The sequence below is a fragment of the Nonomuraea sp. NPDC049646 genome (genome assembly GCF_044465525.1).
GTDB lineage: Bacteria > Actinomycetota > Actinomycetes > Streptosporangiales > Streptosporangiaceae > Nonomuraea.
The window spans coordinates 1-23,674 of the sequence record NZ_JBITLU010000030.1 but is presented as its reverse complement, the minus strand read 5'-3'; the positions used below and the strand labels follow the sequence as shown (position 1 = coordinate 23,674).

Annotated in this window: 26 protein-coding genes; 12 read left to right on the top strand and 14 right to left on the bottom strand. The window is 72.7% G+C overall.

The features are described 5' to 3' along the window. Positions 1–91: 91 nt before the first annotated feature. On the bottom strand, positions 92–730 hold the full coding sequence (locus tag ACIBQ8_RS48655) for a hypothetical protein (RefSeq protein ID WP_397172115.1): 639 nt from the start codon (positions 728–730) through the stop codon (positions 92–94). 141 nt (positions 731–871) lie between these two features. Between ACIBQ8_RS48655 and ACIBQ8_RS48650 the strand changes: the two genes are divergently transcribed. From ACIBQ8_RS48650 to ACIBQ8_RS48640, 3 genes are all read left to right on the top strand, one after another. Beyond that, entirely contained in the window at positions 872–1,657 is a 786-nt protein-coding gene (locus tag ACIBQ8_RS48650) for a DUF4184 family protein (RefSeq protein WP_397172113.1), read from the top strand. Continuing rightward, a complete protein-coding gene (locus tag ACIBQ8_RS48645; RefSeq protein WP_397195600.1) occupies positions 1,650–2,465 on the top strand; it encodes a TrmH family RNA methyltransferase in 816 nt (271 codons plus the stop codon). Before ACIBQ8_RS48650 ends, ACIBQ8_RS48645 begins: the two co-directional genes overlap by 8 nt. Positions 2,466–2,526: 61 nt before the next feature. Next, positions 2,527–2,976: a group II truncated hemoglobin gene (locus tag ACIBQ8_RS48640; protein ID WP_397172110.1), complete on the top strand. Its 450-nt coding sequence runs from the start codon at positions 2,527–2,529 to the stop codon at positions 2,974–2,976. A gap of 4 nt (positions 2,977–2,980) precedes the next feature. Here the strand turns inward: ACIBQ8_RS48640 and ACIBQ8_RS48635 are convergent, their stop codons facing one another. Next, complete coding sequence (locus ACIBQ8_RS48635; RefSeq protein WP_397172108.1) at positions 2,981–3,274, bottom strand: hypothetical protein; 294 nt, start codon at positions 3,272–3,274, stop codon at positions 2,981–2,983. Between the two features lie 196 nt (positions 3,275–3,470). On the opposite strand from ACIBQ8_RS48635, the gene ACIBQ8_RS48630 reads away from it, so the two are divergent. Next, positions 3,471–4,055, top strand: a complete 585-nt coding sequence (locus ACIBQ8_RS48630) for a hypothetical protein (protein WP_397195599.1) — start codon at positions 3,471–3,473, stop codon at positions 4,053–4,055. A gap of 38 nt (positions 4,056–4,093) precedes the next feature. Here the strand turns inward: ACIBQ8_RS48630 and ACIBQ8_RS48625 are convergent, their stop codons facing one another. After that, positions 4,094–4,894 carry a D-alanyl-D-alanine carboxypeptidase family protein gene (locus ACIBQ8_RS48625; RefSeq protein ID WP_397172104.1) on the bottom strand — a complete coding sequence of 267 codons (801 nt, stop codon included), beginning with the start codon at positions 4,892–4,894 and terminating at the stop codon, positions 4,094–4,096. 156 nt (positions 4,895–5,050) lie between these two features. Between ACIBQ8_RS48625 and ACIBQ8_RS48620 the strand changes: the two genes are divergently transcribed. Continuing rightward, complete coding sequence (locus tag ACIBQ8_RS48620; RefSeq protein WP_357978304.1) at positions 5,051–5,242, top strand: DUF1508 domain-containing protein; 192 nt, start codon at positions 5,051–5,053, stop codon at positions 5,240–5,242. On the opposite strand, the gene ACIBQ8_RS48615 is transcribed toward ACIBQ8_RS48620, so the two are convergent. Beyond that, complete coding sequence (locus ACIBQ8_RS48615) at positions 5,239–5,757, bottom strand: DedA family protein (protein WP_397172102.1); 519 nt, start codon at positions 5,755–5,757, stop codon at positions 5,239–5,241. The genes ACIBQ8_RS48620 and ACIBQ8_RS48615 overlap by 4 nt on opposite strands. Before the next feature lie 154 nt (positions 5,758–5,911). On the opposite strand from ACIBQ8_RS48615, the gene ACIBQ8_RS48610 reads away from it, so the two are divergent. Beyond that, entirely contained in the window at positions 5,912–6,427 is a 516-nt protein-coding gene (locus ACIBQ8_RS48610) for a hypothetical protein (protein ID WP_397172101.1), read from the top strand. Here the strand turns inward: ACIBQ8_RS48610 and ACIBQ8_RS48605 are convergent. The 3 genes from ACIBQ8_RS48605 to ACIBQ8_RS48595 form a co-directional block, all read right to left on the bottom strand. Further along, positions 6,396–9,800, bottom strand: a complete 3,405-nt coding sequence (locus ACIBQ8_RS48605) for a BTAD domain-containing putative transcriptional regulator (RefSeq protein WP_397172099.1) — start codon at positions 9,798–9,800, stop codon at positions 6,396–6,398. The two genes, ACIBQ8_RS48610 and ACIBQ8_RS48605, sit on opposite strands and share 32 nt — an antisense overlap. A 63-nt stretch (positions 9,801–9,863) precedes the next feature. Next, positions 9,864–10,922 (bottom strand): lysylphosphatidylglycerol synthase domain-containing protein, encoded by a 1,059-nt coding sequence (locus ACIBQ8_RS48600; protein WP_397172098.1) that lies wholly within the window; start codon positions 10,920–10,922, stop codon positions 9,864–9,866. Positions 10,923–10,971: 49 nt separating this feature from the next. Continuing rightward, positions 10,972–11,790: a PIG-L deacetylase family protein gene (locus ACIBQ8_RS48595; RefSeq protein WP_397172096.1), complete on the bottom strand. Its 819-nt coding sequence runs from the start codon at positions 11,788–11,790 to the stop codon at positions 10,972–10,974. A 38-nt stretch (positions 11,791–11,828) separates the two neighbouring features. On the opposite strand from ACIBQ8_RS48595, the gene ACIBQ8_RS48590 reads away from it, so the two are divergent. Then, the gene (locus tag ACIBQ8_RS48590) at positions 11,829–12,911 is read left to right on the top strand and encodes a glycosyltransferase (RefSeq protein WP_397172094.1); all 1,083 of its coding nucleotides are present in this window, start codon (positions 11,829–11,831) and stop codon (positions 12,909–12,911) included. On the opposite strand, the gene ACIBQ8_RS48585 is transcribed toward ACIBQ8_RS48590, so the two are convergent. The 4 genes from ACIBQ8_RS48585 to ACIBQ8_RS48570 all read right to left on the bottom strand — a co-directional run bounded on the left by ACIBQ8_RS48585 (position 12,908) and on the right by ACIBQ8_RS48570 (position 16,331). After that, positions 12,908–13,699, bottom strand: a complete 792-nt coding sequence (locus ACIBQ8_RS48585; protein ID WP_397195598.1) for an NAD-dependent epimerase/dehydratase family protein — start codon at positions 13,697–13,699, stop codon at positions 12,908–12,910. The genes ACIBQ8_RS48590 and ACIBQ8_RS48585 overlap by 4 nt on opposite strands. Positions 13,700–13,730: 31 nt before the next feature. Further along, entirely contained in the window at positions 13,731–15,194 is a 1,464-nt protein-coding gene (locus tag ACIBQ8_RS48580; RefSeq protein ID WP_397195597.1) for a DUF2079 domain-containing protein, read from the bottom strand. A gap of 115 nt (positions 15,195–15,309) precedes the next feature. Then, positions 15,310–15,678, bottom strand: a complete 369-nt coding sequence (locus ACIBQ8_RS48575) for a hypothetical protein (RefSeq protein ID WP_397172088.1) — start codon at positions 15,676–15,678, stop codon at positions 15,310–15,312. 89 nt (positions 15,679–15,767) lie between these two features. Next, the gene (locus ACIBQ8_RS48570; RefSeq protein WP_397195596.1) at positions 15,768–16,331 is read right to left on the bottom strand and encodes a TetR/AcrR family transcriptional regulator; all 564 of its coding nucleotides are present in this window, start codon (positions 16,329–16,331) and stop codon (positions 15,768–15,770) included. 50 nt (positions 16,332–16,381) lie between these two features. Between ACIBQ8_RS48570 and ACIBQ8_RS48565 the strand changes: the two genes are divergently transcribed. Continuing rightward, positions 16,382–17,476: an FAD-dependent oxidoreductase gene (locus ACIBQ8_RS48565; protein WP_397195595.1), complete on the top strand. Its 1,095-nt coding sequence runs from the start codon at positions 16,382–16,384 to the stop codon at positions 17,474–17,476. A 63-nt stretch (positions 17,477–17,539) separates the two neighbouring features. Next, positions 17,540–18,652, top strand: coding sequence for an aromatic ring-hydroxylating dioxygenase subunit alpha (locus tag ACIBQ8_RS48560; protein WP_397172082.1), 1,113 nt, complete (start codon positions 17,540–17,542; stop codon positions 18,650–18,652). Here ACIBQ8_RS48560 and ACIBQ8_RS48555 read toward each other — a convergent pair. Continuing rightward, a complete protein-coding gene (locus ACIBQ8_RS48555) occupies positions 18,622–19,176 on the bottom strand; it encodes a DUF1707 domain-containing protein (protein ID WP_397172081.1) in 555 nt (184 codons plus the stop codon). The genes ACIBQ8_RS48560 and ACIBQ8_RS48555 overlap by 31 nt on opposite strands. A gap of 179 nt (positions 19,177–19,355) precedes the next feature. On the opposite strand from ACIBQ8_RS48555, the gene ACIBQ8_RS48550 reads away from it, so the two are divergent. Beyond that, positions 19,356–20,288 (top strand): anti-sigma factor RsbA family regulatory protein, encoded by a 933-nt coding sequence (locus ACIBQ8_RS48550; protein WP_397172079.1) that lies wholly within the window; start codon positions 19,356–19,358, stop codon positions 20,286–20,288. Between the two features lie 10 nt (positions 20,289–20,298). Further along, positions 20,299–21,438 (top strand): low temperature requirement protein A, encoded by a 1,140-nt coding sequence (locus ACIBQ8_RS48545; RefSeq protein ID WP_397172077.1) that lies wholly within the window; start codon positions 20,299–20,301, stop codon positions 21,436–21,438. On the opposite strand, the gene ACIBQ8_RS48540 is transcribed toward ACIBQ8_RS48545, so the two are convergent. Both ACIBQ8_RS48540 and ACIBQ8_RS48535 read right to left on the bottom strand, forming a co-directional pair. Next, positions 21,435–22,409 carry an aldo/keto reductase gene (locus ACIBQ8_RS48540; RefSeq protein ID WP_397195594.1) on the bottom strand — a complete coding sequence of 325 codons (975 nt, stop codon included), beginning with the start codon at positions 22,407–22,409 and terminating at the stop codon, positions 21,435–21,437. The two genes, ACIBQ8_RS48545 and ACIBQ8_RS48540, sit on opposite strands and share 4 nt — an antisense overlap. Next, positions 22,406–22,756: a MerR family transcriptional regulator gene (locus tag ACIBQ8_RS48535; RefSeq protein ID WP_364329775.1), complete on the bottom strand. Its 351-nt coding sequence runs from the start codon at positions 22,754–22,756 to the stop codon at positions 22,406–22,408. The genes ACIBQ8_RS48540 and ACIBQ8_RS48535 overlap by 4 nt, the downstream gene beginning before the upstream one ends. 215 nt (positions 22,757–22,971) lie before the next feature. On the opposite strand from ACIBQ8_RS48535, the gene ACIBQ8_RS48530 reads away from it, so the two are divergent. Then, a complete protein-coding gene (locus ACIBQ8_RS48530) occupies positions 22,972–23,589 on the top strand; it encodes a DUF998 domain-containing protein (RefSeq protein WP_397172073.1) in 618 nt (205 codons plus the stop codon). The last annotated feature ends 85 nt before the right edge of the window (positions 23,590–23,674 follow it).

Here is a 23,674-nt window from a genome sequence, read left to right as displayed (position 1 = left end):
GGAGTTGCTCCGCAATACTCCGGGAACACTACTCGGTGGGCTCTGTGTGGCAAAACCACTCTTTTGGTGCACCTATTACGGAGAGTCGCGGTCAATGGCAGCAGGCGTGACCGCGCCAGGCGCGCGCTCCCTCACGCACCGCGACCGCCGCGAGGGCCACCGCCATGGCCGGATCAACCCACCACCAGCCCAGCGTGTTCAGCCACAGACCGGCCAGCACGCCGGCCGCCATGGCGGCGCAGATCAGGTTCTGGGTGCCCTCGCCGGACGTCGCCGCCGACGCCAGCCGCGCCCCCAGCCGCCGCTTGACCAGCCCCAGCGCGGGCATGCTGAGCAGGCTGACCGTCGTGACCACGATGCCGAGCGCGGTCGGCGTGGCCCGGTGGCCGGCGTCGAGGTCGTGCGCGACGTGCACGACGAGGTAGGGCGCGAGCAGCCAGAAGCTCACCGCCACCGCGCGCCTGGCGGTGGTCTCGGCGTGCGGCGAGAGCGTGCGCGCGCCGGTGAAGCGCCACACCACGATCAGGCTCGCCCCGGCCTCGGCGAAGGCCGACAGACCCCACCCGATCAGTGCGACGGAATGCGCCGACAGCCCGGCGGCCAGGCCCAGCGTGCTCTCCACCGCCAGCCAGGCGAGCGTGGCCACCGACAGCGCACGCGCGGCGCGGGCGGCCCGCAGCCAGTCGGCCGTCGCGGCCGGATGCTCATGAATCCGCTGGTCAGACACCATGAACCCCCGAACTCCCGGCTATCCGGCCGTCGACAGCGTTACGTAACGTACCCATGACCCAGAGTGACCTTAAGCCCTGTGCGGCAAAGGATGTTCAAGATTCACCGGATAATGGCGGTGATCGCGTCCGGGGGAGGGATCGTGCCGTTCACGCCCAGTCACATCGCCGCCGTGCTGCCCTTGATGGCCTCCGGACGGGCGCGGCGGTTCGCCGATCCGTGGGCGCTCGCGCTCGGGGCGATGGTCCCCGACCTGCCGATCTTCCTGCCATTCCTGCCGGTCTACGGCGACTGGCACTCCTGGCAGGGCGTGCTCACCCTCGATCTGGCCGCGGTGCTGCTGCTCCTGCCGCTGTTCCATCTCGTGCTGCGCGATCCGCTGATCTCGCTGCTGCCGCCGTCCCTGGCGGGGCCGGCCGCGGCGCTCCTGCGGCCCGGCCGGCTCAGGATCCTGCCGGTGGCGGCCGGCGGCGTGATCGGCTCGGCCACCCACCTGTTCTGGGACTCCTTCACCCACTCCTACGCCTCCGCCCACTGGGGCTCCTGGCCGGACACCCCCGTCTTCGGCACGACCAGGCTCTTCAGCGTGCTCCAGTACACCTCGTCGGCCGTCGGGCTGGCCGTGGTCGTGTGGTGGGCCTGGCGGGCGTTGTCCCGCGCCGAGTCTCGTACGGAGTCTGCCGACGTGCCGGGCCGGCTGCGGCTCGCGCCCGCCGTACGGTGGGCCGTGCTGGCCGCCTGCGCGCTCGGCACGGTCGCCGGCGCCCTGCTGTGGCCGCTGGTGGACGAGCCCAACCCCGCGTTCGGCTTCCGCAGCGTGCTCACCAAGACGGGCGCGGGCACCGTGGTCGGGCTCTCGGCCGTCCTGGCCTGCTACGCGATCGTCTGGCAGGTCAGGCGGCGCATGGCAGTATCGGAAGGTGCCTGACTACGTGTTCGACGCCGACGACCCCCGAATCGCCGACTACACCCGGCTGCGGGACGTCGAGCTGCGCAAGAGCCTGGAGGCGGAGCGCGGCCTGTTCCTCGCCGAGGGGGAGAAGGTGATCAGGCGGGCCATCGCCGCCGGCTACCCCATCCGCTCGGTCCTGACCACCCGGCGCTGGTACGAGTCGCTGTCCGACGTCATCGGCGACGCCACCGTCTACGAGGTGAGCGACGAGCTGATGACCGGCATCGCGGGCTTCCAGATCCACCGCGGCGCGCTGGCCTCCATGCGACGCCTGCCGCTGCCCGCGGCCGAGACCCTGATCAAGGGCGGGGCCCGCCGGCTGCTCGTCCTGGAGGACCTGGTCGACCACTCCAACGTCGGCGCGATCTTCCGCTGCGCCGCCGCGCTCGGCGTGGACGGCGTCCTGCTCTCGCCGCGCTGCGCCGACCCGCTCTACCGCCGGGCGGTGAAGGTCTCCATGGGCGCGGTCTTCTCGATCCCGTACGCGCGGCTCGACGACTGGTACACCGGCCTCGGCGAGCTGCGGGCGGCGGGGTTCCAGACCCTGGCGCTGACCCCCGACCAGAGCGCGGTCCCCCTCGACCGGGTCCCGATGGGCGAACGGGTGGCGCTGCTGCTCGGCGCCGAGGGCGACGGCCTGTCCTCCCACTGGCTGCACGAGGCCGACCACGCCGTGTGCATCCCCATGAGCCCGGCCGCGATGGAGGCCGGCGTCGACTCGCTCAACGTGGTGGCCGCGGCGGCGATCGCCTGCCACGGGCTGATGCGCTCGGCCGCGCGCTGACCGTCCGAGGGCGCGTGAATGGGTCTGGTGGCGCTTCGAACAGGGGTGTAACCCTGTAATCATGCAGACCCTGTTCGAGCACGCCGGCGGCGAAGAGGGCTTACGCCGCTTCATCGAGATCTTCTACCGCAGCCTGCTGGCCGACCCGCTGCTCCAGCCGCTCTTCGGCGAGGGCAAGGCGAGCCACGTCGACAACCTGACCGCCTTCACCGTCGAGACGTTCGGCGGCCCCGACACGTTCTCGGCGGAGATGGGCGGCTTCCCGCTGCTCATCGAGGCGCACCGCGGGCTGGGCATCGAGGAGGCCCAGCGGCGGCGGTTCGTCGAGCTGTACATGGAGGCCGCCGACGCGGCCGGGCTGCCCGGCGACGAGCCGTTCCGGGCCTCGCTCCGCTCGCACGTGGAGTTCGGCACGCAGGTTGCGTTGCAGAACTCCCACGCCGAGACCGACGACCAGCTCCACCCGCTGCGCGAGGTGCCGCGCTGGGAGTGGGAGCGGCCGCCGGAGTAGCCGGTCAGGGGCGGTCGGTGTCCTCGGTGAGCCAGTCGGGGTAGGCGTCGATGTCGTGCAGCACCGGCTGGGCCTCGACGGCGCCGGCGCCGCCGTTCGCGCCGATGTGCGCCGCCAGCTCGGCGGCCTGTTCGCGTGGTGTGACGAGGGTGAGCTGCCAGGAGACCCCGGCCTTCGCGGCCGGGACTTCCGCGATGTCGATCGAGGTGGCCAGCCCCGCGAGCAGGATCGTGTGCGCGAGCGCGGCGGCCTGCTCATGGCCCTCGATCGTCGTGCGGACTTCGATGAATTCCGCCATGATCTTCCTTATTGCGGAGGGGTACATTCACCACCCTATCTGCGTGAATCGACCGTGGGGTCGGCTTCCGGCGGCGGAAGTCCGCCTGGGTGGCGTCGGTTGCGACGAGCCGTTACCCGAGATCGGCAGCCTCAATCACGACGGGATGCGGCAAGATGTGATCCGCCGATCACCCAGAGCGACCGACGGAGGCCCTGTGAAGCCGACCTGGATCATCGCGGCCGCGGTCGCGGCCACCCCGCCCGCGCTCACGATCTCGCCCGTCCGGACGATCCCGCCCGCGTTCGCGGCTGCGCACCCGTGGGGCGCCTCCGCCGACCGCAGCGCCCTGACCTGTGCCGTCAGCTCGCCGGCCGGCCGGCCGCTGACCTTCAGCCCGCGCATCGGCCTGACCGCGAAGCCGGTGTCGGCCCGCGGCAACCTCCAGCTCACCGGCTGCCTGTCGGGCGACGGCTCGGCCCCCTACCTGCGCTCGGGCTGGGTCACGCTGAAGAGCGTCGGCCGGGCCTCGTGCGCGAGCGCCCGGCAGGTCCACGGCACCGCCCGCATCACCTGGTTCGGCCTCGACGGGCGGCCGGTCGGCACCTCGGAGGTGCGCACGCGGGCCGACCGGATGGCCACCCAGAGCCCGGCCGACAGCTTCCTGACCGGCACGGTCGTGTCGGGGCCGCTGGCCCGCGAGCGCGTCAGCGGCACGATCACGCCCGCCATGGGCCTGCTGGCCTGCGCGACCGGCGGCCTGGGCACGCTGTCGGCGGCGGGCCGGCTCACCTTCGGCTGATCCGCGGCCGACCCGCGGGCCGGGCGGCTCCCGGAGGGTCAGCCGCCGGCGATCTGCTCGCCCGCGAAGTCCAGCAGTTGCTCGGCGGTGCTGAAGCGGCGCTCGTCCCCGTCGTGGAGCAGGACGCCGAACACGCGCCTGCCGCCGCGGTCGCCCGCGAACAGCAGGCAGTACTGCGCCGCGTTCGTGTATCCGGTCTTGACGCCCAGGACGTCCGGGGAGCGGCCGAGCAGCTTGTTGGAGTTGCGCCAGGTGTGCGCCCCGTGCAGGCCCGACTTGGCAACCTTGTACACCTTGCTGCCCACCACCGTGCGGAAGACCGGGTCGGCCATCGCCCGCTGCGCCAGCTTGACCTGGTCCACGGCGGTCGAGTAGCCGCCGTTGGCCGGCGTGGGCAGCCCGTCGGGGTTGGTGTAGCGGGTGTCGCCGAGGCCGAGCGAGCGGGCGGCCCGGTTCATCTTGGCCACGAACGCGGTCTTGCCCGGCCCGTACTTCCTGGCCAGGGCGTTGGCGGCGTCGGCGCCCGAGGGGAGCATGAGGCCGTACAGCAGGTCCCTGGCGGTGAGGCGCTCGCCCTTCCGCAGGCCGGCCGTGGTCGCGCCGTTGCTGGTGGCGTGCTTCGTGTCGGCGGCGGTGACGGTGATCGGCTCGTTCAGGCGTCCCTCGCGCAGGACGACGTAGGCCGTCATCACCTTGACCAGGCTGGCGACCGGCACCCGCCGGGTCTCCCGCTTCGCGAAGTGGATCGTTCCGTCCGAGTCCACTACATATGCCGCCTCCGCCTTCACGGTCGGGACGTCGGCGGCCCGCGCGGCGGACGCCGGGTAAGAGATCCCCACAACCAACGCGAGTACGGCAGAGCCGATGAAACCCCCAATACGCATGCCAGACATGTTCGCAGGAGATCAAGGGTTGGTTTGCGAAACTCGGCCGTAAGTGGCCCTCAGTTGGGGGTAAATGCTTGATAGATCCGACATCTGCGGGGAGACGAGGCCGTGGCAGGCAGATTCATCATCAGTCAGGACGAGCGGGGCACGTTCCGTTTCGCGCTCGTCGCGAACAACGGGCAGACGCTGGCCGTGGGCGAGGGCTACCCGAGCAAGGCCGCCTGCGTCAACGGCATCGAGACCGTGCGCAGGAACGCTCCCGAGGCCGCCATCGACGACCAGACCCCGGCCGCGATCTAGGAGGCCAGGGCCTTGCGCCGGCGGCGGACGAAGAACCAGGCCACGCCGGCCGCGACCGCGAGCAGCAGCACCAGCGCGCTGACGGGCGAGCGGGCGGCCAGTTGCAGCCAGCCCCACACCAGCGCCGTGAGCCCGAACCACCAGATGGGCGCCCAGGTCAGGCAGCCGAGCGCGCTCGCCACCACGTACCAGGGGTAGGACACCCGCAGCGCGCCCGCCACCCACGGCAGCGTGTGCCGCAGCATGGGCACCCAGAAGCAGCCGTAGACGGCCAGCGCGCCCCACTTCTCGACGACGCCCTCGATCCGCTCGATGCGCTCGCGGCCGAGCCGCACGCCGACCTTGGACTCGTAGAGCTTCTCGCCGAGCTTGCGGCCGACCCAGTAGTAGACCTGGAACGCGCCGAACAGGGCCAGGATGAGGACGGCCCCCACCAGCCAGTACGGCAGCCCGAACCAGAACGGCCGGGCGGGATCGGGGAGGGCGGCAGCCGCATGCCACATGAGCCCGCTCACCCCCACTCCACGTCTTAGGTCAGCCTTACCTTAGTCAAGGAAGAGGCGTTCCGCCACATCAGCTTGCAAGGCCGGGCCACCGGCTGCAAGTAGCCGACAACCACCCCTCAACCATCTCGCCCTATACCTGAACTGAGCAAAAGGGGTATTGATCATGTCGTCGAGAAGTGCGGTGGTCCTGGCCGGCGGTACCGCCAACGCGGTCAAGCTCTTCGTGGCCGCGCTCGCCTTCACCAGCGCATACGTCGGCCTGTCCGCCTACAGCAGCGCCGGATCGGCCGCCGAGCCGGTGCGGACCGTCACCCTCTCGGCCCGCGAGCTGCCCATCACCGCCCCGGCCCGGCAGAGCGCCCCCGTCCGGGCGGGCGAGATCGCCCTCAGCGCCCTGACCGACGGCGCCCCCGGCTGCGGCAAGTCGTTCCTGGCCCGCGGCCTGCTGGTCAACCCGCGGCCCGGCACGACGGTCCTGTACCGCTGGAGGCTGTCGCGCTGGAGCCCGGCCACCGGGACGTGGCGCACCTACCTGGCCGACCACTCCGGGTTCGCCGGCGGCAGCCGGAGCGTGGAGTGGCAGCCGCAGATCTCCGGCAACGCCGGGTGGTACCGGGTCGAGCTGATCGCCCGGCCCGGCGGGACGGTCACGAGCGAGCGTTTCCAGGTGAGCTGCTGACCGAGCGGCGCGCCGCCTCCACCCAGCGCGGCACGCCCACCCGCTGGGCCACCTCAAGAGCCTTCTCGTAGTGCTCGCGGGCCGCGTCGGGCTGGCCCAGCCGGATGGCCAGGTCGCCCAGGGTCAGCGCCACCGGCCACAACGCCACGACGCCCGTGCCCGCCCCGGCCACCCGGTCGGCGAACGGCTTGAGCTTGTCGTAGCAGTCGACCATGCGCTCGCGGTCGTCGAGCAGCATGCCCGCCAGGGCCCGCCAGGTCATCACCAGCTCGTACAGGAAGTCGGGCCGGACGGGCGGGCGGGTGGCGGCCACGGCCCTGGCGTCGTTGAGGTGCCCGGCCGAGGCCAGGGCGAGGGCGTAGGCGTCGAGCGTCCACTTGGCGCCGCGCTGGTGGGCCGCCGCCAGCAGGTCGACGGTCTCGGCCGCCCGGCCGTCGACCAGGTGCAGGCAGAACGCGGTGATCAGCGGGAGGTCCTGACGGCCTTCGAGCATGCCGGCCCGCGCGGTCATCCTGGCGGCCTCGCGGTAGGCGCGCTCGGCGCCCGCGTAGTCGCCGGCGATCATCAGGCGCTGACCGGCGTACCAGACGACGACGGCCGCGGGCGCGGACAGGTCGTACTGCTTGGCCAGGCGGTCGGCGGCGGCGGCGTGCTCGTCGGCGACCGCGAACTCGCCCCTGGCCGCCGCGCACTCCAGCAGCACCAGGTGGGCCAGGGCCTGCGTGGCCATCTGGCCCGAGCGCTGGGCGACCTCCAGCAGCTCCCTGCCGATGCCCTCGCGGGTGTCGACCGCCGGGATGTCGTAGGACTGGCGCAGCCGGCCGCTCAGCGCCGCCGCGATCAGCGTCGGGTCGCCGCTCTGCCTGGCCAGCTCCAGCGCCTCCAGCGACGCCTGCCGCCCGCGCTCGGGCGCGGAGGAGCCCTCCAGCTCCAGCGCCAGCGTGGTGAGCAGGCTCGCCCGCAGGCGCTGCTCGCCCGCCGGCAGCTCCATGAGCGCCTTCTCGGTGACGTCGACGATCTCCCACGCGGTACGGGTGAAGTCGCGCGCCATGCCCTTGTGCGGCACCGCCAGCGACGCGGCCACCTTCGCGGTGATCTCCAGGTCGCCGAGCGGCAGCGCGGCGTCCATGGCCTGGCGGCGCAGCAGCCTGGCCGCCGTCATGTCGCCGCACAGGGCCAGCGCCTTGATCTGCCGGAGCATCAGCCGCAGCCGCTCCTTGGCACGCTCCGGCTCGGACTCGCGGCCCTTGTCGTCCTTGCGCGGACCGCCGCGGTCGAAGGCCGCGATGGCCTGCTCCCACAGGGTGGCCGCCTCGCGGTGGGCGAAGCGCCGCTCGGCCTGCTCGGCCGCCAGGCCCGCGTAGTGGACGGCCTTCTCGGCCGCGTCGGCCAGGAAGTAGTGGTGGGCCAGCGCCGCCACGTCGGAGGACGTGCGCTGCTCGATCACCGCGGCGACCGCGGCATGCAGGCGGGTGCGGCGCAGGCGGGAGGCGTCGGAGTAGATCGTGTCGCGCACCAGGTCGTGGTCGAAGCGCAGCAGCCCGGGACCCGGCTCGGTCACCAGCCCGGCCAGCAGCGCGGCCTCGACCGCCTCGATCACCGCGTCTTCGTCGCCGGCGACCGTGACCAGCACGTCGAGGTCGACGTCGCGGCCGATCACCGCGGCCTGGAGCAGGATCTGCTGGGCGCCGGCGGGCAGCCGCGAGATGCGCCGCCGCAGCACGTCGCGCACGCCCGAGGGCACGCGGGAGAGCACCTGCGTGGCGCTGGCCCGGTCGGCCGCGCCCTCGGCGTCGAGCAGCCGGACGGTCTCGCGCACGAAGAACGGGTTGCCGCCGGTGCGCTCGACGATGGACTCGACCGCGTCTTCGTCGATCTCGCGGACGCAGGTGGCCTTGACCAGCTCGGCCACGGCCTTGGGGTCGAGGCCGGACAGGCCCACGCGCAGCGGCTCAAGCCGGGCCAGGGCGGCCAGCACGTCGGACTGGCGGTCGTCGAGCTCGCTCTCCCGGCACGTCACGACCAGCAGGACGCGGCTGGTGGCCAGCAGGCTCGGCAGCGCGCGCAGCAGGGCCAGCGTCTGGTCGTCGGCCCAGTGGAGGTCCTCCAGCGTCAGCAGCACCGGCGCCCGGCGGGCCACGCCGGCCAGGTAGCCGCCGACCGCGCGGTGCAGGCGGAAGCCGCCCGAGACCTCGTCCTCGTCGGGGTCGGGGGCGGTGTCGTCGAGCAGGGGGGCCAGGAGCTGGGCGTACTCGCCGGCGCCGGTCGTGCCGATCAGCGAGCGCAGGATCTCGACCCAGGCCCAGCCCGGCGGGGTGGCGCTGGAGTCGGGGCAGGCGCCGGAGGCGGTGATCCAGCCGTCGGCGCCGAGCCTGCCGTCGAGCTGGCGCAGCAGCGTGGTCTTGCCCGCGCCCGCGACGCCGGTCACGATCGCGACCTGGAAGCGGCCGGTGCGCGAGGCGGCCGTGGTCAGCCTGGCCAGCTCGGCGTCGCGGCCGACGAACGGCTCGGGCTCCAGCGGCGGCGGCTCGACGTGGGCGGCGGCCGGCCGGGGCGGCCAGGTGTCGGTGACCGGGGCGGGCCGGGCGGGCCGCGGCGGCGCGGCCAGCTCCAGCTCGGGGGCCTGGGCCAGGATGTCGGACTCCAGCTTGCGCAGCGCCGGCCCGGGGTCGATGCCCAGCTCGTCGGCCAGCATGTTCCTGGCCCTGCGCAGCGCGGCCAGCGCGTCGCCCTGCCGGCCGCAGCGGTAGAGGCCCAGCGCCAGCAGCCGCCAGCCCTCCTCGCGCAGCGGGTGCTCGGTGGTCAGCGCCTCCAGGTCGGGGACGGTCTCGGCGTGCAGGGCCAGCCGCAGGCCGGTGTCGGCGTGCCGCTCGCGGGCCACCAGGCGCAGCTCGGCCAGCCGGTTGACCTCGGCCTCGGCCCAGGGCTGGTCGGCGAAGTCGGAGTAGGGGGTGCCGCGCCACAGCCCGAGCGCCTTCTCCAGGCGGCCGCGGGCGGACTGCGGGTCGCCCTCTTCCAGGTGCTCGCCCGCCGCCCTGACCAGCTGCTCGAAGCGCAGCGCGTCGACCTGCTCGGCGGCCACGCGCAGCGCGTAGCCGGAGGCGACGGTCACCAGCAGGCGGTTGGGGCCGCCGCGCGGCCGGCCCGGTTCGAGCACCCTGCGCAGGCGGGAGATGTAGACCTGCAGGCCCGACTGGGCGCCCTTGGCGGCGTCGTCGTCCCACAGATCGTAAAGAAGCGTGTCAACCGGCACGACCTGACCTCTGGCCACGAGAAGTCGGGCGAGGACGGCCCGCTGCCGCAACCCGCCGAGGTCGAGTTCGTCGTCGTGTTCGTACGCCTCGACTGGCCCCAGAACCCGGAACGCCACCATGTCAGCCGCCACGCTATGCGGGCTTCCGAAGGGCGCACAAGGTCTTTGATGGCTTTGGGATTGTCACTGCGGGGCCTTCGAGATCGCGGGCGGGGGTTCCGCGGCGGCGTTCCGGCCGTTGCGCCTGCGCAGGAGCGCCCACGCGCCGAGCGCGAGACCGCCGAACGGGATCTCGATAGTGTAAGTCCAGAAGCCGAAAAGTAGTGCTGTCGCGACGGCCGGAGTGCCCGGCACGCCGAACGTGATCAGCAGCGCGGCGACCCCGCTCTCCATGATCCCGGCCCCGCTGGGCGTGACCACGGCGCTGGTGAGCACGCGGGACAGCGCGAAGACCGCGATCGACTGGGCCAGGCCCGGCCAGGCGCCGGTGGCCGTCATGCAGGCCGCCATGATGGCCCACTGGAAGCCCAGGAAGAACACCATGCCGAGCGACAGGCCGAGCGCGCGCGTGCGGACGACCTCCGCGGTGTCGGCGCGCAGCCGGTGGAAGGCCTCGGAGGCGTGCACCTTCAGGCGCAGCAGCCGGGTGAGCCCGTCGAGCGCCCGGCCGAGCACGGCGGCGGCGCGGTCCCAGTAGAGGGCGACGGCCACGACCAGGCAGAGCACCAGGATGGAGATCGCGCCCGTCCAGCCGGCCTTGACGAACGTCGGGTCGAGCACCTCGCCCGCCATGAGCAGCGCGATGATGCCCACGGCCGGCAGGATGAACCTGAACAGCGTGTTCCAGATGCCGCTGACCAGCGTCATCACCACGATGGGCCGGTTGGCGAAGCCCCAGCCCCTGGTCATGGCGAACGACAGCGCCACCCCGACCGCGCCGCCGAACGGCAGCAGGTTGCTGACCGCGCTGCCCGCCGCGTTGAGCGTCAGGCCCTGGAGGTTGTTCAGCCCCGGCAGCGAGTTGGTCAGCACGAACGTGTACGCCAGCAGGCTCAGCAGCCACAGGGCCGTCATCAGGGCGATCTGGCCGAAGCTGAGCGCCCCGAAGACCGCGCCGATCTCGTGCCAGGAGACCGGCTTGCCGGTGAGCGCGCGCACGATCTGCGGCAGGTAGACCACGAGCAGCACGGCCAGCCCGAGCGACAGGACGGACAGGGCGATCTGGAGCGGCTTGTTCTTCATCGCCCACCAGTCTGACGGGTCGCCGGAGCCGGCACGTCACCCTCAGGTGCTACTTCGGCCATGGGTCGAAAGGGTGAGTCAGGCGAGCGCCCGGGGGCAGGTCGCGGCGTACGAACCACTCGGTGCCGAAGACCAGGCGGTAGAGCGGGCCGGGGACCTTCAGCATGACGGCGAGGGTGCGGTCGCTGTCGCCGCCGCTGGCCTGGGACGCGTGCGCGGCCATCGAGGCGCGCTTCTGCCGGGCGTAGCGGCGGACGTTGACCCGGTGGGTGATCGTGTCGCTGGCCGAGTACGCGCTCTCGAACGTGCGCACGTCGAACTCCGGCGGGAACTTGTACACCCGGCCCGCCATGCGCAGCAGCCGCACCAGCGGGTCGCGGTTGACCGTCGCCTCCAGGACGATCTCCGTGCCCGCGATCTGCGCCGCCCGCTTGCCCACCCGGTGGACCTGGACGTGGTCGGGGTGGCCGTAGCCGCCGGCCGGGTCGTAGATCGACAGCAGGTCGGCCTTCTCCTCCTCCAGGATCGCCGCGAGGGCCCTGGCCGCCGCCTCGGTGTCAGCGTCGATGAAGGCGTTGTCGGGCCGCTCCTCGGCGACGCCGCCCTTGGGGCTGAGCCCGGAGTCGCCGTAGCCCAGGCACTCGACGCGGGCGCAGCCGAGCAGCGCGGCCGACTCGTAGAGCTCCTTGAGCCTGGTCTCGCGCAGCTCCTCGCCGGGGCCGATCTCGGCCAGGCCGCGCTCGCCGGCGGTCGCGACCACGAGCACCACGCGGTGGCCCTCGGCCGCGAGCATCGCCATGGTGCCCGCCGTGAGCAGGGCCTCGTCGTCGGGATGGGCGTGGAAGAAGACCGCGGTACGTGGAGGCACACGCCCAGATTAGTCTGGGAGGGGTGCGGATCTTTCACGTGAGTGACTGTTACCTGCCGCGACTCGGGGGGATCGAGGTCCAGGTGGCCGACCTGGTGCGGGCGCAGCGCGAGGCCGGGCACGACGTCGTCGTGGCCACGGCGACCAGGGGCGAGGCGCTGCCGGGCGTGCGCAGGGTCGTCGCCAGGATGCCGTTCGACCTGCCGGTGCATCCGTTCGGAGTGGGGCATCTCACTCGGGGCGTCTCCGTCGTCCGGCCCGACGTGGTGCACGTGCACACCGGCGCGGTCTCGCCGTTCGCCTGGATGGGGGTGCGGGCGGCGCGGCGGGCGGGGGTGCCGTGCGTGGTCACCGTGCACAGCATGTGGGACCCGGTCACCCGGGCGCTCTACCGGCTGCTGCGGCTGGCGTTCGGCTGGCAGCGCTGGGGGCTGGTGGCCACCACGGTGAGCACCGCGGCGGCGGCGCCCATCAGGGCGGTGGCCGGGCCCGGCGTGCCGGTGCGGGTGGTCTCCAACGGCCTCGACCTGTCGGGCTGGGCGCCCGCCCCCGGCGTGCCGCCGGAGCGGGCGGAGGTGCACGTGGTGGCCGTCGGCCGGCTGGCCCCGCGCAAGCAGCCCGTACGGCTGCTCAGGCTGCTGCGGGCGGCGCGGGCGCGGGTCCCCGCCGGGATCCCGATGCGCGCCACGATCGTCGGCGACGGCCCCGCGCGCGCCCGCATGGAACGTTTCCTGGCCGAGCACGGCATGACCGGCTGGGTGTCGCTGCCGGGCCGCTACTCGCGCGAGCAGATCGCCAAGCTGCTGGAGTCGGCCGACGTCTTCGTGGCCCCGGCGCCCAGGGAGTCGTTCGGCATCGCGGCGCTGGAGGCGCGGGCGGCCGGCGTGCCGGTGGTGGCCAGAGCCCAGAGCGGCGTCGCCGACTTCGTCAAGGACGGCACCGAGGGGCTGCTCGGCCGCACGCTCGACGACCTGGCCGGGGCGGTGGCGCGGCTGTGCTCCGACGCCGGGCTGCGCCGGGAGATCGCCGCCCACAACCGCTCGACGCCGCCCGTCGCGGGCTCGTGGGCCGGGGTGCTGGAGGGGTTCGACCGGGCCTACGAGCAGGCGATCGGGCGTTAGGCCAGCCCGCCCCTGCGCAGCGTGTACTCCGGCGCGGCGAAGTCGCCGCCCTGCGGGACGCCGTCGGCGAAGAAGGCGGCCGGCGTGCCGGTCACGCGGGCGGCGTACGACTCGGCGTCGTCCTCGGGCTCGTAGCCGAGCTCGGGGGAGAGCAGCCAGAAGCGGCGGGTGTTGGCCGAGACGGCGTAGGCGGCCAGGAAGCGCAGGCCGGGCGTGGTGACGGCGGCGTGCACGAACCCGGCGCAGTCGCGCGGGCTCAGCCAGGTCGCCAGGTGACGGACGTCCTGGGGCTCGGGCTCCAGGCTGCCGATGCGCAGGCAGACCACTTCGAGGCCGAACTTGTCGGCGTACAGGCGGCCCAGGGCCTCGACGGCGGCCTTGCTGACGCCGTACAGGCCGTCGGGGCGCGGCGGCAGGTCGGGGGAGATCGCGGCGGTGGCCGGGTACATGCCGGTCAGGCGGTTGCTGCTGGCCAGCACCACGCGCGGCACGCCGGCCAGCCTGGCCGCCTCCAGCACGCGGTGGGTGGTCAGCACGTTGCCGTCGAGCAGGTCGGGCAGCGGCGCCTCGTCGGGCACCCCGGCCAGGTGCACGATCGCGTCGGCGCCCTTGACCAGCGCCACGGTCCCGGCCAGGTCCGACAGGTCGGTGCGGACGGCCTCCTCGCCCGGCCCGGCCTCCATGGGCGCCCGGTCGGCCAGGACGAGCCTGGTGGCGGACCGGCGGAGCCGCTCGCGTACGGCGCCGCCCACCATGCCGGCTGCGCCGGTGAGCACGATCATCTCCATGCCGACATTGTGCGGCATCGGGGCCATGCGGTCAGTTCCGCCGGAGGACGACGTACCCGTCGCGTTCGAACACCTTCGTGTAGCCCTCGGTCTGGAGCTGCTCGACCCGGGTGCGCTGGTCGTCGGCGGAGCCGAAGGGGAACTCCCAGCGGGCGGTGTCGGCCACGATCCAGGGCGCGCCGCGCGGGGCCGCGCTCCACAGCAGGACGGTGGTGCGCGAGGACAGCGCCGGGCCCACGGAGTTGACCGCCTCGACCGTCACCCCCGAGGGCACCCTGCTCACCGCCTCGGCCGCCGCGGCGGCCTTGTCCTCCTTGTAGAAGGCGGGGTGGTAGAGCTGGTCGAGCGCGTACCTGGGCACCAGCGTGAGGGCGACGGCGCAGACCGCGGCCGCCCAGGCGAGCCTGAGCCCCTGCCGGTCGGCGCGGCCGGTCCAGCGCAGCAGCCTGGCCAGGCCGTCCACGCCCGCGCAGAACAGGATGATCACGGTGAACGCGCTGTACTGGAAGTCGGCCTGCCACCATTGGGGGCGGTCGGACAGCAGGCGTTCGAGCACGTGCGGCAGCGCCGCCAGCGACAGCGGCGACAGCAGGCACAGCAGCAACGTCGGCCAGGCCAGCAGGAACAGGGTGTCGACCTTGGCCTCGTCGCTGAAGGGCAGCAGCAGGGCGGCGAGCGGGTCGCGCAGCATCGCCAGCAGCGCGGCGGGCGCGTCGGGGCCGAGGTGGCCGTAGGCCCAGAAGTCCTTGCTGTCGCCGCCGAACGAGGTGATCAGCAGGCCCCGGACGAGCACGACGGCCCCCGCGCCGACCAGCGCGCACACGACGCCGCGCAGCCGGTCGCCGACGACGAACAGGTACAGCCCGGCCCCGATCACCAGCAGCCCCATGTCCTCCTTGACGAGCAGCAGCCCGAGCATCGCCAGGAAGGCCGGCAGCACGCGTCCGGCGTGGTAGCGCTCGATCATGATCGCGGTGAGCAGCGGGACGAACATCACCTCGTGCGCGTCGAAGGCGACGGCCTGGGCGATCGGCCACGACAGCGCGTACGCCACGGCGACCAGATAGGCGGGCCCGGCGCCCAGCACCCGCCGGGTGAACAGCCACAGGAACGGGATCGCCCCCGCGAACAGCAGCGCCTGGGCCACGACGAGCGTCTCGGGCCCGTCGTGCACCCAGTAGAACGGCGCGAGCAGCGCGTAGATCGGCGAGAAGTGGTCGGCGAGCTGGAGGTAGTCCGTGCCGCGCCCGTGGAAGACGCCGAGCACCGGCACGTACGGCGGCCGGAGGCGGGCGTAGTTGCGCACCGCCTGGTCCACGATCACCAGGTCGAACGTGGTCGCCCGGAAGGTGGCCAGCTTGACCAGCCCGAGAACGGCGTACGCCACCGCGGCGAGCAGCGCGATGGCGCCGACCCGCACGCGGTGGCGGAAGAGCACTCTGGCGGGGAGTGCGGTGCCTGCCGGAGGCCGTGCGATCACCGTTTCGTCGGTCACGGCAGCAAGCGTAAGGGGATCATCCGGTCCTGTCCGTACCCCGTTGCGGCGGACCGGATGAGGCGGTCACCGCGCCGACCTGCCCCCCGCAGGCGGTGCGGCGACCGCGGACCGGTCAGGAGCAGGCGGCGGTGATCTTCGAGGTGAAGCCGCTCATCTTGCCGCTGAACTCGGTCGCCTTGCTGATGTCGCCGCTCTGCAGGCTCTCGAAGCCGGCGGCGAAGTCGTTCAGCGCGGCCGCGACGTCGCCGTCGTACTTGCCGGCGAGCTCCTTGGTCTTGGCGGCGGCGGCCTTGGAGGCGTCCCCGAGCGCCGCGGTGTCCGTGGCGTTCTTCGTGATGGCGCCGCTCCACTCGGTGGTGATCTTCGAGAGCTCGTTGACGGCGCTGTTGCAGTCAACGGCCTGGCCGACACCGCAGGCGGTGGACAGAGCGGCAAGGGAGATCGTCGCGACTGCGAGGGCGAGTCGGCGAGGGGGAGTCATTTTTGGTGCCCTTCGTTGGTTTTCCGTACGAGGAGGACATTAGCGATCTCTGGTTGATCCCCGCTTGCACGCCGCTAACATTCCGGCCGTCAGTTGGGCGTAAAGCCGCGCAGCAGCACGTGGACGACTTCCTCGGCGTCGGGCATGGGCAGGTCGAGCAGCCCGCGGTAGGCCACCAGGCCGGCGAACAGGTCCGTCAGGAGCTCCAGGTCGGCGTCCGGGGACAGCTCGCCGCGGTCGATCGCGCGCTCGTAGACGACCTGCGAGCGCCGCATCCGGGTGCGCATGCCGGTGCGGACGATCTCGGCCACGGCGGGGTCGCGGCCGGCCTCGCCGTACAGCTGCCTGGTCAGGCGGGCGACGCCGGGGTGCCGCCACAGGGCGAGGGTGTCGGAGACCACCACGCGCAGGTCGCCTTCGAGCGAGCCGGTGTCGGGGACGGCGACGTGCGTGTCCATGAGGCCGCCGATTGATTCGAGCAGCATGTCGCGTTTGGTGGCGTAGCGCCGGAACACGCTCGCCCTGCCCACGCCTGCCGTCTTGGCGACGTCGTCCATGGTGAAGTCGAGGCCGTGGGAGAGCAGCAGCTCGGTGACGGCCCGCCTGATGCGGTGGTCGACCGTGGGATCGGGCTTGCGGCCGCGCGCGGGCATTGTGATACTCCCAGTATCTGATACTTGCAGTCTCTTGAAGTGAGGCTTCTATGAGGGTAATCGTGGCGGGGGCCGGGGTGGCGGGGCTCGCGGCGGCGCGCGGGCTGCTGGCCGCGGGTCACGACGTCGAGGTCTACGAGCAGGCGCCCGAGCTGCGCACGGCGGGCGGGTCGGTGACCCTCTGGCCCGGCAGCACGGCCATCCTCGACGAGCTCGGCGTCGGGTACGCGGGCCTGGGATGGCGGCTGGAGACCATGGAGTCGTGGGCCGACGACGGCCGTCTGCTGGTCACCGTCGATCTCACCGAGGCCGAGCGGCGCTACGGGCATCCGTGCGTGCACGTGGCTCGGCGCGAGCTGGTCGAGGCCCTGTCGGCGGGCATGCCCGTCGTCTACGGCGCGGGCGTCGAGCACGCCGAGCCGGAACGGGCGCAGGCGCGGCTGACCGGCGGCCGCACCGTGCGCGGCGACCTGCTGGTGGGAGCCGACGGCCGCCGGTCGGCGGTGCGCCGCGCCCTGTGGGGCGAGGATCGGGCCGCGTTGAGCGGCTGGGTCACCTGGCAGGGCTTCACCGCCGCGCCGACCTCGCTGACGCGCTCCCGCCGGGCTGTGATGATCGCCGGACGGCGGGAGCTGTGCGGGCTGATCCCGGCGGGCGCGGGCCGGTTGCTGTGGTGGTTCGACGTCCAGGCGTCGCCCGGCGGGCCGTTCTGGCAGGACGACCCCGACATCGTGCCGCGGCTGCGCGAACGGTTCGGCGGCTGGGCCGACCCGGTGCCCGCGGTGCTGGAGGCGATGGAGGACGTCGGCTTCTTCCCGCACCACCGGCAGGCGATCCCCCGGGTCTGGGGCAGGGGCCCGACCACGCTGGCCGGGGACGCCGCCCACACCATGCCGCCCACCATGGCCCAGGGCGCCAACCAGGCCCTGGAGGACGCCTGGCTGCTGACCCGGGCGGCCGGCGGCGACCTGCGCGCGTACGAGCGGGCCAGGGCGCGGATCGCGCGGCGTCCCGCCGTGATCGCCGGTGCGGAGGTGACCAACCGGCAGCGCTCGTTCGCGGGCCTGATCCCCGACTGGATGGCGACCAGGATGCACACGGCGTCGCTGCGCAGGTTCAGCACCTACCTCTTGACAGCCTCCTGAAGGCCGCCGGACGATGTCGCATATAGAGCAACTCGGTGCGTAATACGCAACAAGGGGTGTCGGTTGACCACCACGTCGAGCTTGATCTCCACGCTTCCCGGCCGCTCCTACACCGACCCCGCCCTGTTCGCCGAGGAACAGGCCAAGATCTTCGAGAGCATGTGGTTCTGCGCCGTGCGCGCCGGCGACCTGCCGAGACCCGGCGCGTTCCGGACCGTCCAGGTGGGCGCGGAGAGCGTGCTCGTGGTCCGCGGGCGTGACGGGCTGCTGCGCGCCTTCCTCAACGTCTGCCGCCACCGCGGCGCGCGGCTGTGCGTGGAGGAGCGGGGCGAGGTCAGAAGGACGATCAGGTGCGCCTACCACGCCTGGTCCTACGACCTGGACGGCAGGCTGGCCGCCGCCCCCAACCTGGCCAGGATGCCCGACATCGACCGCGTCGAGTACGGCCTGGTCCCGGTGAGCCTGCGCGAATGGCTCGGCTACGCCTGGGTGTGCCTGGCCGACGAGCCGCCGTCCTTCGAGGACACCGTCGCCTACGCGGCCACCGAACGCCTGGGCGACCCGGCCGCCATCGAGAACTACCACGTCGACCGGCTGGCCCTGGGCCGCCGCGTGGTCTACGACGTCAAGGCCAACTGGAAGCTGATCGTCGAGAACTTCATGGAGTGCTACCACTGCGCCACGATCCACCCCGAGCTGGTGGCCGTGCTGCCCGAGTTCGCCGGCGGGTACGCCGCCCAGTACTACGTCGGCCACGGCGCCGAGTTCGCCGAGCGGGCCGAGGGCTTCACCGTGGACGGCGGCGCGGGCTTCGGCCGGCTCCCCGACCTGGCCCCGGAGCAGGACCGCCGCTACTACGCGATCACCGTCAAGCCGCAGGTGTTCGTCAACCTGGTGCCCGACCACGTGATCCTGCACCGGATGTTCCCCATGGCCGCCGACCGCACGGTGGTCGAGTGCGACTGGCTCTACCACCCCGACGTGGTGGCCTCGGGGGCCGACCTGACGCCGTCGGTCGAGCTGTTCCACCGGGTCAACGAGCAGGACTTCGACGCCTGCGAGCGGACCCAGCTCGGCATGGGGTCACGCGCCTACCGGGCGGGCGGCGTGCTGGTGCCGAGCGAGCACCACATCTCGGCCTTCCATCAGTGGGTGAACCAGCGCTTGCGCGGATAGCGCACCCGCAGGCCGCCGTAGTTGGCCCGCCCGCCGACCACCAGGTAGAGGCCGCCGGGCCGCCGCCTGCCCGGCACGTCGCCGACGACGGTCTGGCCCCAGTCGGTCCGGAAGGCGTCGACGTTCACCGCGGCGCCCTCGGGCACGGTGATCCTGGCGGAGCCGTACGTGAGGTCGAGTTCGAGGTCGACGACGGGGTGGGGGATGACGGCCTGGGACAGGTCGAGGTCGACGCCGCCGTACTGGGAGGAGATCCGCAGCCGCCGCGGGACGGCCCAGTCACCCGAACGGCGCACGTGCCCGCTCTTGGACTCCAGCTCGACCACGTCCTCGACCGGGGCCGCCGGGGCGGGCAGGTCGGTGATCAGGCCGCGCAGGTCGCCGTAGGTCCTGGCGGTGAGCGCCAGCCCGAGCCGCTCCTCCAGCTCGGGACGCGTCAGGCGGCCCTCGACGAAGGCGTGCCGGAGCCGCTCCGCCGTGCGCTCCCGGTCCTCGTCGGAGACCCGCATGTGCATTTCCGACATGAACCGAGCATAGGTTCGCGGCGGTCAGAACGGGAGGCGTCGCCCGGAAGGGGTCCGCAGATCGAGATGGGAGTACCGGCGCCCCCGCAGGGGCCTGCGCACGAGCTGAAGTCGCTTCACGCCCTGTAAATACCCATTTGATTGTCTAAGAGTCCTCATGCGGAGGTACCGTGTGCCTGATGTCGGCGGACCCTTTCGTGCATCCGGCCCTCTTCTACCGAGGTGACCCGGAATATGTGGCTGCCACCACGGATTTCGTCCGCGAGGGGCTGGCCGCCGGGGAGCCCGTGGCGGTGGCCGTGCCCGCCGCGAACCTGGCCAAGATCGAGGCGGGCCTGGGGGCCGACGCGGCCCGGGTGACCCTGCTCGACATGGGCGTGGCGGGCCGCAACCCGGGGCGGATCATCCCGGCCGTGCTGCGGGCCGTGGCCGACCGGCATCCCGGCGAGCACGTGCGGATCATCGGCGAGCCGATCTGGCCCGGCCGCTCGGCGACCGAGTACCCGGCCTGCGCCCAGCACGAGGCGCTGATCAACCTGTCGTTCGCCGGGCGGCGCGTCACGATCCTGTGCCCGTACGACCTGGCGGGGCTGACGCCCGAGGTGCTGCGCGAGGCCGAGCGCACCCACCCGGTGCTGCGCGACGCCTCCGGCGAGCGGCCCAGCCCCGGCTACGCGCCCGACGAGGTCGTCGCGCGGCACAACCAGCCGCTCGCCGAGCCGGCCGCGTGCGTCTCGCTGCGCTTCGACCACACCAACCTGGCCTCGGCCCGCACCCTGGCGGCCGCCCAGGCCGAGGCGGCGGGCTTCGGGGACGACCGGCTCGACGACATCCGGCTCGTGGTGGCCGAACTCGGCGCCAACAGCCTCGACTACGGCGGCGGCGCCGGCCTGATCAGGGTCTGGATCGAGGACGCGCGGCTGGTCTGCGAGGTCGCCGACGGTGGTCACATCACCGATCCGCTGGCCGGGCGCCTGCCCGTCGAGGCCCGCCGCTCCGGCTCGCGCGGCCTGCTCATCGTCAACCTGCTGGCCGACCTCGTACGCGTCCACAGCCGTCCCGGCGCGACCGCGGTCCGCGCCTACTTCGACCTGCCGGTCTCCCTGGTGTAGACATCGGAGGATGATCCGGCTGCGGCCCATGCGGGCGCGCGACGCGGGCGAGTCCCACCGCGTCGCCACCAACCTGGAACTCTTCTTCGACCTGTGCTTCGTCGTCGCGGTCTCGTTCGCCGGCTCCCAGCTCCACCACGCGCTCAGCGAAGGGCACCTGGCCGAGGGCGTCCTCGGCTACCTGACGACGTTCTTCGCCGTCTGGTGGGCCTGGATGAACTACACCTGGTTCGCCTCCGCCTACGACAACGACGACTGGCTGTTCCGGCTGACCACGCTCGTCCAGATGGCGGGCGTGCTGGTGCTGGCCGCCGGGGTGCCCAGGGCGTTCCAGGAGCACGACTTCCGCGTCGTCTACGCCGGATACGTGATCATGCGCCTGGCCATGGCCGCCCACTGGCTGCGGGCGGCCTGCGGCGACCGTCCGGGCCGGCGGACGGCCGTGCGGTACGCCGCCGGCATCTGCGTCGCGCAGGTCGGCTGGATCCCGCTGCTGGTCGTGCCGGGGGAGTGGTACCTGGCGGCGTTCGCGCTGGGCGTCGTGCTGGAGCTCGCGGTGCCCGTGTGGGCCGAGCGGGGCAGCCCGACCGCCTGGCACCCGCACCACATCGCCGAGCGGTACGGCCTGTTCACGATCATCATGATGGGCGAGAACGTGCTGGCCGCCACGGTCGCCTTCCAGGCCGAGGCGCGCACCGCCGGACTGCGGCCCGAGCTGATCGTGCTGGCCCTGGGCGCGCTGGTGATCGCCTTCGCCATGTGGTGGCTCTACTTCGACCCGCCGACCGCCGAGATCCTCGACTCCACCAGGCGCGCCCTGCTCTGGGGGTACGGCCACTACGCGATCTTCGCGGCGGTCGGGGCGTTCAGCGCCGGGGTCGAGGTGAGCATCGACCACGCCTCGGGCACGTCCCACCTGTCCGCCACGGGCGCGGCGCTGGCCGTGGCGGTGCCCGTCGCGGTGTTCCTGTCGATGGTCTGGCTGCTGCACGTGCGGCCCCACCGCTACGGCCCGGCCGACAGCGCGGCCTTCCTGGGCGCGGCCGTGCTCGTGCTGCTGTCGGCGCTGACGCCGGCGCCGATCCCGCTGACGGCGATCGTCCTGGTCGCGCTGGTGGTCGTGACCGGCGTGACCAGGCGCGCGGCCTAGCGCTCGACCTCCGACATGTTCGGGTAGCGGGCGCCCCGGACGGCGTCCGCGGGCACCGCCCTGGCCAGGGCGTCGAGCTGCTCGGCGGTCAGCGTGACGTCGGCCGCGGCGGCGTTCTCCTCCAGGTACGCCAGGCGTTTCGTGCCGGGGATCGGCACCACGTCCTCGCCCTGGGCCAGCAGCCAGGCCAGCGAGAGCTGGGCGGGGGTGAGCCCGGCCGCCCCGGCGATCTCGCGCACCCGCTCGACCAGGCGGGCGTTGTGCTCGGCGTGCTCGCCGGACATGCGGGGCAGGTGCTTGCGGAAGTCGTCGTCGGGGAGCCGGTCGGCGCTCGGTAGCGCGCCGCCGAGCAGGCCGCGGCTGATCGGCGAGTACGCCACCACCGCGGTGCCCACTTCCCTGGCCGCGGGCCGGATCTCGGCCTCCAGACCCCGCGTGAACAGCGAGTACTCGCTCTGCAGCGCGGCGATCGGGTGCACGGCGGCGGCACTGCGCAGCGTGTCCGCGCTCACCTCCGACAGCCCGAGATGGCCCACCTTGCCCTGCTGGACCAGCTCGGCCATGGCGCCGACCGACTCCTCGATCGGCACGTCGGGGTTGCGGCGGTGCATGTAGTAGACGTCGATGTGGTCGACGCCGAGCCGCCGGAGCGAGGCGTCGCAGGCCGCCCTGATGTACTCGGGGCTGTTCTCGACCGTGCGGGTGCCGTCGTGGCGGTTGATGCCGAACTTGGTCGCCAGGACGACCTCGTCGCGGCGGTCCTTGACGGCGCGGCCGACCAGCTCTTCGTTGTGGCCGCGTCCGTACATGTCGGCTGTGTCAAGAAAATTCATGCCAAGGTCGAGGGCGCGGTGGATGACGGCGATCGACTCCTTCTCGTCGCCTCGGCCGTAGAACTCCGACATGCCCATGCAACCCAGGCCGAGGGCCGACACCCGCGGGCCGCCGGTCCCCAGAACGCGCGTCCTCACATCCGCTCCCGATAGTTGTCGATCTTGTGGTCGAGGACGTCCATGTCCGCGCTGAGCTCGGCGATCCTGGCCCGGACGCGCTCGCGGTGCAGCTCCAGCATCGCCAGCCGCTCGGCGGAGGTGTGCTCGCCCATGCGGCGCAGCTCCGCGTAGCGGCACATGTCGGCGATGGGCATGCCGGTGGTCCGCAGCTTGGTGAGGAAGTCCAGCCACCGCAGATCCGCCTCCGCGTAGTCGCGATGCCCGCTGACGTTGCGGCCGACCGAGTGGATGAGCCCGATGCGCTCGTAGTAGCGCAAGGTGTGGGCGCTGAGACCCGAACGCTGGGCGGCCTCTTGGATCGTCATGTATCCAGAGTCACCCTTCGAGTGCACTCCAAGTCAAATCGGGGTGCCGCCGACTGCACCCACCCTGAGGAGGCAGACCCTACCCAGGGTCGTCTTCCCGCAGGTCACGGGCCCGTCCCCGGACCCTGCCGACCAAGGTATTAGGGGATGGATCAGGGCCCGCTGGGGGCTCATCTCCGATGCCGGTCAAGGCCGCCTTACGCGAGCTTTAAGGCATGAGGGGATTGCTTGTCAGCGGATTCACGGCCATCGGCACCGGAGCCGGCGCGATGCTCACCTTGCACGCCGAAGCGGGCCTCGACCCGTTGCACAGCGTGATCAGCGAGTACGCCTTCCAGGCGTCCGGCTGGCTGCTGCCGGCCTCGCTGACGCTGTTCGCCGTGGGATCCGCGCTGATCGCCGAGGCGCTGCGCCGCTCCGGCGCCAACCGCTGGGTCGTCGCGCTGCTGGTGGCCTGGGGGGCGAGCATGTTCCTGATCGGGGCCTTCCCGACCGACCGTCCCGGGGTGCCGCTCTCGTTGTCCGGAGGCATCCACCGCTACGCCGCCTTCGCCGCCTTTCTGGTGATGCCCGCCGCGGGGTTCCTGCTGGCCAAGGCCCAGATCCGGTACGCCAGAGCGATGCGCGTGCTGAGCGGCGTGGCACTCGGGGCGCTGTTGCTGGTCGTGGTCCCGTACGTCGTGCGCATGTTCGGCATCCCCCTGAGCAACGACGACATCCCGGCGGGCCTGACCCAGCGCGTGGTGGTCGTGACCGAGATCGGGGTGCTGGCGCTGGCGGGCCTGTCGATGCTCAGGCCGGCGGCGCGGCGGGTGTCGGCCGTGCTGGCCTGACAGTGATGATGTAGATGAGTGCTTCCCGCCAGGGTTTGACCCATGGCCTGACTGACCTCTGGGTCCTCAACGGGATCTGTCGGCC